Raw genomic sequence first — 3,053 nt, forward strand, 5'->3', positions numbered from 1 at the left:
GCGCTCGGCCTGAAGCTCGGCGGCGGCGGCTTCGATGCGCTTTACCTTGCGGTGGCCTGCGCGCTGTCCTCGACGGTGGTGATCGTCAAGGTGCTGTACGAGAAGCGTGAGCTCGACACGCTGCCCGGCCGCATCACGCTCGGCGTGCTGGTGATCCAGGACATCTTCGCCATCATGTTCCTGGCGATCCAGCCGAGCCTCGACAATCTGCAGATCGGCGTCGTGCTGCTGTCAGTGGCGCGCGTCGGTGCGTTGGTGGCCATCGCCTTCGCGCTCAGCCGCTATGTTCTGCCGCCGCTGTTCCACCAGATCGCGCGGCGGCCGGAACTGGTGCTGCTCGGCGCGCTGGCCTGGTGCTTCCTGATCGGCGAGATCGCCGAGCGCCTGCATCTGTCGCGCGAGATGGGCTCGCTGGTCGCCGGTGTCGCGCTCTCGACGTTCCCCTATGCGCTCGATGTCACCGCCAAGGTGACGACCTTGCGCGACTTCTTCATCACGCTGTTCTTCGTCGGCGTCGGCATGACCATCCCGGTGCCGGACATGGCCACCATCAAGCTCGCGCTGGTCGTCGCCGTCTTCACGGTGGTCAGCCGTCTCGTCACCACTTTCGTGCCGCTTTACCTGATGAAGCAGGGCCTGCGCGCCAGCCTTCTGCCGGCGCTCAATCTGGCGCAGATCAGCGAATTCTCGCTGGTGGTGCTGCAGACCGGCATCGCCGCGAACCATATTACCAAGGAATGTTCGAGCGCGGCATCCTTCGCCTTCGTCATCCTCGCGGTGCTCTCGACCTTCGCCATGATGCAGAGCGACCAGATCACCCGCTGGGCGATCCCGGTGCTCAAGCGCCTCGGCCTGCGCGATCTCGATCACGGGCAAAACAGCGAGGGCGACCACGTTGAGGCCCATGGCCAGGCCCGCCGGATCGTCATTCTCGGTTTCTATCGCGCGGCCTCGGCGCTGCTCAGCGAGATCGAACGCCAGAACAAGTCGCTGCTCGACCAGATCAGTGTCGTCGACTTCAACCCCAACGTTTACCGGACGCTGGCCGCTCGCGGGCTGCATGTGGTCTATGGCGACATCAGCAATGTGGACACGCTGGTCCATGCCGGTGTCGGCAATGCCGAGATCATCATCCTCAGCGTGCCGGATTCCCTGCTCAAGGGCGCCAATAACGAAAAGCTGGTCCGCCACGTCCGCTCGATCAACCCGACCGCCAAGGTCATCTCCACGGCGGACATGCTGGGTGATGTCGGCGACATCTATGCCGCCGGTGCGGATTACGTCACCGTCACCCGCCTCAGCGACGCCCATGCGCTCTATGAGGTGATCGAGGCGGTCGATCAGGGGTTGCTGCAGGCCAAGCGGGCGGATCTGGATCTGCGGCTGGCGGAACGGCGGGAAGTGCTGCCCTAACCTCTCCGCAAGCGGGGCGAAGGAAACACCCCATTCCGCACTGCGAACCCGCATACCGCCCCCCATTTGCGCGGGTTGCACAGCCCCGCGCTCTGCGCCATATCACTGGCCACAACGAGCGAGAGTGGACTGATGGCCGATCCGATTTCCGACGTTCTGCAAGCCTTCGCCGCCGGCGAAATGGTCGTGGTCACCGATGACGATGACCGCGAGGGTGAAGGCGACCTGATCGTCGCCGCGCAGTTCTGCACCCCGGAGAAGATGGCCTTCATCATCCGCCATACCTCCGGCATCGTTTGCGCCCCGATCACCGTCGAGGACGCCCGCCGCCTGCGGCTGGATCCGATGGTCGTAAACAACGATAGCAACCACACCACCGCCTTCACGGTGTCGATCGACTACAAGCCCGACAACGGCACTGGCATTTCCGCCGAAGAGCGTGCCTCCTGCTGCCGTGCGCTGACCAATCCCAATGCCGGGGCCAACGACTTTGCGCGCCCCGGCCACATCTTCCCGCTGATCGCCAAGGATGGCGGCGTGCTGATGCGCTCCGGCCATACGGAAGCCGCCGTCGATCTGTGCAAGCTGTCGAACCTGTCGCCGGTCGGTGTCATCAGCGAACTGATGAATGACGACGGCTCGGTGATGAAGGGCCAGCAGGTCGTCGACTTCGCCGCCAGGCACAAGCTCAAGCATGTCACCATCGCCGACATGATTGCCTATCGTCAGGCCCGTGAAAAACTGATCGAGCGCGTTTCGACCTTCACCACCGAAAGCCCGATCGGGACCCTGCAGGGCTATTCCTACCGTTCGCCCTTCGATCCGATCCACCACGTGGCTTTCGTCTATGGCAGCGTCGGCGACGGCAAGAACGTGCTGACCCGCTTCCACAAGCCGAACATCGTGCGCGACACGTTTTTCGGGCCCGCGAAGATGAATGTCATTCTGGAGCGCTTCAAGAAGAACGGCAGCGGTGTGCTGGTATATCTGCGCGACGGCGCCGCAGGTGTTCCCGTCGAGCCGCTGGACGCGCCGAAGTCGGCGGAAGCCGATCGCAACCGGCAGTGGCGCGAGATCGGCGTCGGTGCCCAGATTCTGCGCGATCTCGGCGTCACCTCGATCCGCCATCTCACCTCGTCGGCCCATGACTATAAGGGCCTGTCGGGTTTCGGCATCGAGATCGCCTGCAACGAACAGCTTGAAGGCTGAAGGTCCAAGACTTAAAATACCGCATTCTACATGGGCCAGAGCCGCTCCGGCGGCGATGGCGTATGTGAGACATCACGCGCCGGCAAGGAAACAAAAAGCCCGCGCGTCCGATCAATCACGATGTGAAAGGGACTTCGATGAGCGTTAAGGGTAAGGACAAGCCCGCTGCGAATTTTCAGTGGGACGATGCGTTCCTGCTCGATGGGCAGCTCACCGAAGACGAGCGCATGATCCGCGACACTGCGCGCGCTTATGCCCAGGACAAGCTGCTGCCGCGCGTCACCGACGCCTATCTCAACGAGCACACCGATCGCGAGATCTTCAACGAGATGGGCGAACTCGGTCTGATCGGCGTGACGCTGCCGGAAGACTATGGCTGCGCCAATGCCAGCTACGTCGCCTACGGCCTGATCGCCCGTGAGATCGAGCGC

3 protein-coding genes are annotated in these 3,053 nt (G+C 63.2%); all 3 read left to right on the forward strand.

What is annotated here, in order from left to right; all coding sequences use genetic code 11:
• Positions 1–1,413 (forward strand): cation:proton antiporter (locus tag ACIQ17_RS32510; protein ID WP_398473684.1); only part of this gene is annotated, 1,413 nt, incomplete at its 5' end.
• 132 nt (positions 1,414–1,545) lie between these two features.
• Positions 1,546–2,622: a 3,4-dihydroxy-2-butanone-4-phosphate synthase gene (gene ribB, locus ACIQ17_RS32515; RefSeq protein ID WP_398473686.1), complete on the forward strand. Its 1,077-nt coding sequence runs from the start codon at positions 1,546–1,548 to the stop codon at positions 2,620–2,622.
• Between the two features lie 137 nt (positions 2,623–2,759).
• The coding region (locus ACIQ17_RS32520; RefSeq protein ID WP_398473687.1) for an acyl-CoA dehydrogenase family protein at positions 2,760–3,053 on the forward strand (294 nt) is incomplete at its 3' end.

The sequence above is a fragment of the Tardiphaga sp. genome (genome assembly GCF_044340795.1).
GTDB lineage: Bacteria > Pseudomonadota > Alphaproteobacteria > Rhizobiales > Xanthobacteraceae > Tardiphaga.

Excerpts from the sequence above, each read along its gene's own strand:
- ribB (WP_398473686.1), top strand. The coding sequence starts at position 1,546 with ATGGCCGATCCGATTTCCGACGTTCTGCAAGCCTTCGCCGCCGGCGAA.